This is a genomic window from Teichococcus globiformis (assembly GCF_042646265.1).
GTDB lineage: Bacteria > Pseudomonadota > Alphaproteobacteria > Acetobacterales > Acetobacteraceae > Pseudoroseomonas > Pseudoroseomonas globiformis.
Map to the genome: position 1 here is coordinate 25,704 of NZ_JBHRTN010000017.1, position 7,667 is coordinate 33,370.

6 protein-coding genes are annotated in these 7,667 nt (G+C 62.0%); 4 read left to right on the top strand and 2 right to left on the bottom strand.

Annotated features, from left to right (window positions below; translation table 11 throughout):
- Nucleotides 1–25: 25 nt before the first annotated feature.
- The 4 genes from ACFOD4_RS14185 to ACFOD4_RS14200 are packed head-to-tail and all read left to right on the top strand — an operon-like array spanning nt 26 to nt 5,369.
- On the top strand, nt 26–1,054 hold the full coding sequence (locus ACFOD4_RS14185; protein WP_379597406.1) for an ABC transporter substrate-binding protein: 1,029 nt from the start codon (nt 26–28) through the stop codon (nt 1,052–1,054).
- Nucleotides 1,051–2,079 (top strand): ABC transporter substrate-binding protein, encoded by a 1,029-nt coding sequence (locus ACFOD4_RS14190; RefSeq protein WP_379597407.1) that lies wholly within the window; start codon nt 1,051–1,053, stop codon nt 2,077–2,079. Before ACFOD4_RS14185 ends, ACFOD4_RS14190 begins: the two co-directional genes overlap by 4 nt.
- 9 nt (nt 2,080–2,088) lie before the next feature.
- Nucleotides 2,089–4,320 (top strand): ABC transporter permease, encoded by a 2,232-nt coding sequence (locus tag ACFOD4_RS14195; protein ID WP_379597409.1) that lies wholly within the window; start codon nt 2,089–2,091, stop codon nt 4,318–4,320.
- Nucleotides 4,317–5,369, top strand: coding sequence for an ABC transporter ATP-binding protein (locus ACFOD4_RS14200; protein WP_379597411.1), 1,053 nt, complete (start codon nt 4,317–4,319; stop codon nt 5,367–5,369). Before ACFOD4_RS14195 ends, ACFOD4_RS14200 begins: the two co-directional genes overlap by 4 nt.
- A gap of 262 nt (nt 5,370–5,631) precedes the next feature.
- On the opposite strand, the gene ACFOD4_RS14205 is transcribed toward ACFOD4_RS14200, so the two are convergent.
- Nucleotides 5,632–7,017 carry an aspartate aminotransferase family protein gene (locus ACFOD4_RS14205; RefSeq protein WP_379597412.1) on the bottom strand — a complete coding sequence of 462 codons (1,386 nt, stop codon included), beginning with the start codon at nt 7,015–7,017 and terminating at the stop codon, nt 5,632–5,634.
- Between the two features lie 155 nt (nt 7,018–7,172).
- The coding region (locus ACFOD4_RS14210) for a transposase (RefSeq protein WP_379597414.1) at nt 7,173–7,667 on the bottom strand (495 nt) is incomplete at its 5' end.

Below are 7,667 nucleotides of genomic sequence, written 5' to 3' on the forward strand. Positions count from 1 at the left end.
GAACCCCTGTGCAGGAGATGCCCGCATGACGATCCGATCGTTCCTGGCGGTTGCGCCTATCCTCGCGGCTATGGCCTCCGCAACCCCCGCCGCCGCACAGGGATCGCTCAACATGCTCTGCGCGCCTGCGGCCGATTGGTGCGAGGCGATCGCCGCCGCGTTCCAAAAGGAGACTGGCATTCGCGTCTCCATGGCACGCAAATCGGCCGGCGAGATCCTGGCGCAGCTCCGGGCGGAGGCGCAGAACCCGCGCACCGACATCTGGTTTGGTGCGTCGGCTGAAACACATATTTCCGCGGCGGAAAGCAATCTGCTGCAACCCCATACTTCGCCGAACATGGAACGGCTGCAACCCTGGGCAAAACGCGTTCATGCCATGTCCAAGGAGCATTGCGTCGGCGTGTCCTCGGGTGCCATCGGCATCGCCTGGAACCGCGAGCTGATAAAGCGCAAGGGCCTGCCGATCCCCGCCAGCTGGGCGGATTTGCTGAAGCCGGCCTATGGAGGGGAAATCCAGCTGCCAAACCCCAACTCGTCGGGCACCGCCTACACCATCATCGCGGGGCTTGTTCAGCTGTGGGACGAAGACCGCGCCTTCGACTACCTGAGGCAACTACATGCCAATGTGAACGCCTACCCGCGCTCAGGTGCGGCACCAATGCAGGCCGTGGCACGCGGGGAAACGGCGATCGCCGTCAGCTTCAACATGGAGGTGACTTCGGCTGCACAGGCAGGCTTTCCGATCGAAATCACTTATCCAGCGGAGGGCACCTCCTACGAGGTGGCTTGCATGTCCATCGTACGCGGCGCGCGCAATACGAGCCAGGCGCGCCGTTTCTACGACTGGTACCTGACGCCTGCTGCCATGGACATCGGGCCGACAGTGAACCAATGGCATGTGCCGGCGCATCAGGATGCCAAGCCGGATCCGCGCATCCCTGACCTCGCCAGCATCAAGCTGGTGGATTACGACTTTGCGGCCTATGGCCAGAGCACGCGCCGCCGGCAGATCCTGGAACGTTGGGACCGCGACGTGGGAGCGTTACCGCGATGATCCGCAAAAGCACATTCGCCGCCGTCCTCATGCTTGCGCTGCCGTCGGCGGCATGGGCACAGACTGCCGGCAGCCTCAACCTCTACTGCTCGGCCACGCTGGAATGGTGCCAGCCAATTGCCCGTGGTTTTGAGCGGGAAACCGGCATCCGCGTCGCGCTGACGCAGAAATCCACGGGCGAGATGCTGGCACAGCTCCGGGCGGAGGCGCGTAATCCACGCGGCGACGTCTGGTGGGGCGGCACCGGTGACCCACATGTGGCTGCTGGGGAGGAGGGGCTGACAGAAGCGCATGAGAGCCCGCGGCTCACCGAGCTGCATGACTGGGCGCAGGCTCAATGGCGCCAGACGCAGGGACGCACTGTCGGCGTCTATGCCAGCGTACTGGGCTTCGGTTTCAACACCGAGTTGGTGGAGCGGCGCAGACTGCCGGCACCGCGCTGCTGGGCAGATCTGCTGAGCCCCGCCTACAGGGGAGAGCTGCAGATGGCCAATCCCAACAGCTCAGGCACCGCCTACATCGTCATCGCCACGCTGGTGCAGATGATGGGAGAGGAGTCGGCCTTCGAGTATCTGAAGAAGCTGCACGGCAGCATCAATGCCTATCCCCGGTCCGGCACCGCCCCGATCACCGCGGTGGCACGCGGCGAAACGGCACTTTCCATTTCCTTCGTGCACAACGCGGCTGAAGAGGCGCAGGCCGGCTTCCCAGTCGGCCATGCCGTCCCATGCGAGGGGACCGGCTATGAGATCGGCTCCATGTCGATCATCAAGGGTGCCCGCAATGCCGAGAATGCGGGTCGCTTCTATCATTGGGCGCTGAGCGCCGAGGCCCAGATCGTTGCTTCGCGCGAAGCCAAGAAGCTGCAGACCATGGCTAACAAGGCCGTGCCACTGACCGATGGCGCTCCCAACATGGCGACGGCTCGCATCATCGACTACGACAATGCCCGCTTCGGGGCCAGTGCGGAGCGGCGGCGGCTGCTGGCTCGCTGGGACAAGGAGGTCGGCGCCCTTCCGCGCTGAACGATGAGCATGCTGACTCGTTCCTCGTTTTCGTTCTGGCTGCTGGCCTGTCTCGCCATAGCAGTACTGCCCTGGCACATGCAGCGGGAGGGTGTTGGCCTTGCAGGGCTCTTCGCTCTGGGTCAGTCGGATCCGGAGGCGGCTTCCGCGCTCTGGCAGGCCCTGGCGCATGGCCGCTTCTGGTTCTGGCCGGTGGTGGCGGCGCTGGTTCTCGCACTGGCCGGCGCCTTGCCATTGGGCAGCCGCCGACGGCAGGCTACCTTTCTCACCTGGGCTGGTGGCCTAGGACTTGGAGCCATCGTGCTGCAGGGCTTGGCTGTCGGCATTCAGGGGTGGTCCTGGGCCTGGATGGCCGCGCTTGTTGGTGAGCTCGGGGACCGGCAATTTGGCATGGGTCTGGGTGGCAGCCTCGCCGGCTTGAGCTTTCTCCTGCTGCTGACCGATGGACTGGCTCTCCGCGGCTGGTTCAAGGGCGACCGCTTCGTGTCTGGCGCGGTGGGGGTGCTGGCCGCTTCCATCACGGTCTTTACGGCATGGCCAGTGGGTACGGTTCTATCGCAGATCCTGACGCCGCGAGAGGATCTGGGCATCCTGGCTGCCACCGGCGCACGCCTGCTGGACAGCAAGATCTGGGGCCTGTCCTGCGTTGCTGCGCCCGTTGGCTGCGGTGTGTTCTGGAACACGCTGATGCTGGCCTTCAGCACGGCCACGCTGACCACAATGCTAGGCCTCTGCTTCGCGTTGATTGTCACCCGCAGCAACTTCCGCGCCAAGCGCGCGCTCCGATTGCTGACAGTGCTGCCAATCATCACGCCCCCCTTCGTCATCGGCCTCGGGCTGATTCTGATCTTCGGCCGCTCTGGCGTCATCAACCAGATGTTTGATGCGGTCTTTGGCATTGAGCTGGGACGTTGGATCTATGGCTACGGAGGCGTGCTGCTGGCGCAGGTCTTCTCATTCACGCCCATTGCATTTCTGGTGCTGATCGGCGTCGTCGAGGGCATTTCTCCCGCTATGGAGGAAGCCTCGCAAACGCTGCGCGCCAGCCGTATGCGCACCTTCACCGCCGTTACCCTGCCGCTGATGCTGCCGGGGTTAGCCAATGCCTGGCTGGTCAGCTTTGTTGAGAGCCTCGCCGATTTCGGCAATCCTATCGTGCTCGGTGGCTCCTTTGGTGTGCTTTCCACCGAGATCTTCTTCGCTGTGGTTGGCGCTCAGCAGGATTTTGGCCGCGCAGCGGCACTGGCTGCAATTATGCTGGTGGTCGCGCTGCTGGCCTTCACACTGCAGCGCCTGGCGGTAGGCAGCCGCTCCTATGTTTCCATGACTGGCAAGGGCGACACCGGCTTGCCTACGCCGCTGCCCCGCCCGGTTCGGAACTTCGCCTATGCTGTGGCGCTGCCCTGGGCGTTGCTGACCATCGTCGTCTATGCGATGGCGCTTGCGGGTGGCTTCGTGCGGGTCTGGGGCCGGGATTGGACGCCGACCCTTTCGCACTTTACCCGCGCCTTTGCGCTGGAGCGAGGATCAGAAGGCAACTTGATCTTCTCGGGGGGCGCGTGGCATTCGCTTTTTACCACCATCGAGTTGGCGGCTATTGCCGCGCCGCTGACTGCGGGGCTAGGGCTGTTGGCGGCCTGGGTATTGTCGCGCCAGCGCTTCCGGGGCCGCACAGCGCTTGAATTTGCGCTGATGCTGACCTTTGCCGTGCCGGGCACCGTGATCGGCGTGGCCTACATCCTCACTTTCAACTTACCGCCGCTGGAGATCACCGGAACGGCCGCAATCCTCGTGGCCTGCTTTGTGTTCCGCAACCTGCCGGTAGGCGTCCGCTCCGGCATTGCAGCGATGAGCCAGCTTGATAAGTCGCTCGATGAGGCAGCCGTCACTTTGCGTGCTTCCACCTTCCAGGCCTTGCGGACGGTGGTGCTGCCGCTGCTGAAGCCCGCTATCGTCACAGCACTGGTCTACTCTTTCGTGCGCGCGATGACGACAGTCTCCGCCGTCATCTTCCTGGTGTCGGCGGAATATGAAATGGCGACCGTCTTCATCATCAACCGTGTCATTAATGGTGATTACGGTTTGGCCATAGCCTATTGCGCGGTGCTGATCGTTCTGATGATGGCTGTCATCGGGCTGATCAACTTGCTCGTTGGCCGCCGTCGGCTGGGCCGCCGTGCCGCTACCCTAGTTGCCGCGCCCATGGCGCCGCCCACGACATCGGCCGGAGGCCGCGCATGAAACGGACAGGGGCCGAACTCCGCCTGCAGAAATTGGGCAAACGCTACGGTGCAGTGCAGGCCGTCAAGCCGCTGGAACTCACCATTGCGGGCGGCACGCTGACGACACTGCTCGGCCCTTCGGGCTGCGGCAAGACGACGCTGCTGCGGATGATCGCCGGGCTGGAGCAGGCAAGCGAAGGTCGCATCTTCATCGGTGATCGAGATGTCACCTTGTTATCGGCCGGGGAACGCAATGTGTCGATGGTGTTCCAAAGCTACGCGCTGTTCCCTCATATGAGTGTACTGGACAACGTCGCATACGGATTGATCTCGTCTGGGCTGCGCAAGCGCGATGCGCATGCCCGCGCGGAGACAGCACTGGACACAGTGGGGCTGAAGGGGTTCGGCACCCGCCTCCCATCCGAGATGTCCGGCGGGCAGCAGCAACGTGTTGCCGTGGCACGGGCGCTGGTACTGGAGCCTGACATCCTCCTGTTCGACGAACCCCTTTCGAATCTTGATACCCGGCTACGCCGAACAATGCGGGAGGAAATCCGCGCTTTGCAGCAGCGGTTAGGCCTCACCGTGGTCTACGTCACACACGATCAGTCAGAGGCCCTTGCCGTATCCGATCAGATCGTGGTGATGCGGAATGCGGAGATCGCGCAGTTTGGATCCCCGCATGAGCTGTACGCCAGGCCCGATAACGTCTTCGTCGCCACCTTCATGGGCGAAGCTAACCATGTGCAGGGCCGAATCGAGCAGATCCACGATGAAGTGGCAGAGGTCAGTATTGCATCCCTGCGGATCAAGCTGCCACACAGGGGTCTGCCGGCCGGTCCAGTGGACCTGGTGATCCGCCCGGAGGCCATCTGGATTGGTGCCGATGGCGGCATCCCGGCCAGGGTCGCACGCGAAACCTATATGGGGTCGCATACCGAGTATTATCTCGAAACATCGCTCGGCACATTGTTCTGCGTCTCACCCGATCGACTCAGGAGACATCAGGCGGGAGAAGCGGTTTCGGTGACATTCGATCCCGAGGGCGTAGTTGCCGTACGATCCTGAGGCCTGTGAAGAACCTGCGGCTCGTTGAGCAATCCGTTGCCTGCCCACCACCTTTGCGCCTGCTGCCAGAATGCGCCCATGGCGACAGTCCTCCACATGCAATGCCATGGTGCGCAGCCTTGATGAAGCGCAACCTGTCTGTCACCTCGGCGACTGAATGTTCTTTGGTCAAACTCCTCGGGTGGCAACATCAGATAGAGCGTAACCAACTCCGGTCTTCATCAGGTACCTTGCGCGAACGAGGTTTGCCGACATTCGGCCCCTAGGATGCGCCTGCTCCAGCTTTGATCGCGTGGGCGGCGAGTGTCTTGCCTAGGGACCAGGCAGCACCGGGAACCCGGTGGCTGTCGGATATCGTTGTTTCGAAGGCTCGTTCAATCCAATCACAATCAGAATCCGAGATGTTGAGCGCCGGGAGGAGCTTGATCGTATGGCTTGCGTGCCCGGAGACCTGGCTGAGGATCTTATGCTCCTTGAACAGAGGCAGGGTGATCAGCTGGCAGAAAAGACCGGTGCTTACTGATTCGATCATGCTCCATGCGGCTCTTAGCTTTAATGATTGCGGTGAGCCAAACTCGATGCCGATCATCAGGCCTTTCCCACGAGCGTCCTTCACGAACTCCTGGCGGCCAATCATACTCTTGAAGCAGGTAAGCAGCCGCTCTCCTTGTCGCGTGGCATTGCCAACGCAATCCTCGGCCTCAAGTACTTGCAGTGTGGCCAGACCGGCGGCCATAGCAAGATCATTCTTCGAGAATGTTGAGCCATGGACTACTGCACGATCCATCCGATTAAAGATCTTGTTGAAGATCCACTTGCGTGAGAGCACCGCTCCGACCGGCACATGTCCTCCTGAAAGGGCTTTGGCCAGGAGCACCATATCGGGCTCTACATTCCAGTGCTCGACTGCAAGGAAGCGCCCTGTCCGACCGAGGCCCGTCTGGATCTCGTCCGCCACGAAGAGGGTCCCGTACTTGCGGCAGAGAGCCGCGGCCTCAGCAAGATAACCTTCAGAGGGGATATTGACCCCTTTCCCCTGGATGGGTTCAACGATGAATGCCGCTATGGTCTGAGCAGCGAGCGCACGATCCAAGGCAGCCAGGTCGTCGAATGGCACGGCGACACAACCAGGCAACATAGGCTCGAAGCCGCCGCGGAAGTTGGCATCTCCGTTCAGGGCCAAAGCTCCATAGGTTAAACCGTGGAAAGCGTGCTCCGCGTAGACGATGCCAGGCCGGCCTGTTGCGCATCGTGCGAACTTGATTGCTGCCTCGACCGCCTCCGCGCCAGAGTTTGCGAAGAACACCTTGTCGAGGTAGGGCACATGGTGCAGCAGCCGCTCGGCAAGCACCCCGGCAAGAATGGAAGCGTCCATCTGAACAAGGTTTGCGAGGTCAGAATCAAGGACTGCCTTCAGGGCCTTGCGCACTTCCGCATGATTACGACCAATCGCATGAACCCCGAAGCCACTCAGGAGGTCAAGATACCGCCGGCCATCACTGTCGTAGAGATAAGGTCCAGCTCCATGCTTAAAGCTGACATCGTAGCCGATGGTTTTTAGCACTCGCACCATCTGCTCGTTCAAATACTGCGAATGCAATGTGTATCGCTCGGCTTCGCGCTCTGCAATTACAGCAGCGATATCCATGGGTGTCCTCCATTCTTGGTCACTGCCATTGTAGGATCGCCTTAGGTACCGAGCGGTCACATGTCGTTCCGCCTTCTCTCCAGCTCGAGCATAAGTAGCGGGACGCAGTCCGGTATCATCGGGGAGGGCTGCTCCACTTGCTGTCCTAGAGGCTGTTATGGACCTGGGGCGAGTAGAGCGGCCTGTTTGAGCATGAGGCAGACGAAGGCGACGAGGTGGAGATCGGCAAGGGTGCTGGCGTAGCGCTCATAGTCCTTCACCAAGCGCCGAAAACGTGTTGCCCAGGCGAAGGACCGCTCAACTACCCAGCGCCTTGGCAGCAGCACGAAGCCTCGCTTTGCCTCGGACAGCTTGACCACTTCCAGTTCAATGCCGTGCGTCTTGGCGGCGTCGGCCGCCCTTGTTCCGGTGTAGCCCTGGTCGACATAGGCCAGTTCGACGTTCTGCTCGGTGGAAGCCTGCACCGCCTGGGCCAAGCGCCCGACTTCGGCGCGGTCGTCCGCACCGGCGGACGTCACGTGCAAGGCCAGAAGATGGCCCAGCGGTTCGACCGCCAAGTGCAGCTTGGCACCCTGCTTCCGCTTGGCGCCGTCATACCCCGCCCGCGCGCCGCTCTCGGGCGTGGAGCGGAGTGTCCTGCTGTCCAGGAT

What these genes read in the sequence shown, in the direction of transcription:
- ACFOD4_RS14195 (WP_379597409.1), top strand. Translation starts at nt 2,089, where the DNA reads ATGCTGACTCGTTCCTCGTTTTCGTTCTGGCTGCTGGCCTGTCTCGCC.
- ACFOD4_RS14185 (WP_379597406.1), top strand. Translation starts at nt 26, where the DNA reads ATGACGATCCGATCGTTCCTGGCGGTTGCGCCTATCCTCGCGGCTATG.
- ACFOD4_RS14190 (WP_379597407.1), top strand. Translation starts at nt 1,051, where the DNA reads ATGATCCGCAAAAGCACATTCGCCGCCGTCCTCATGCTTGCGCTGCCG.
- ACFOD4_RS14200 (WP_379597411.1), top strand. Translation starts at nt 4,317, where the DNA reads ATGAAACGGACAGGGGCCGAACTCCGCCTGCAGAAATTGGGCAAACGC.
- ACFOD4_RS14205 (WP_379597412.1), bottom strand. Translation starts at nt 7,017, where the DNA reads ATGGATATCGCTGCTGTAATTGCAGAGCGCGAAGCCGAGCGATACACA.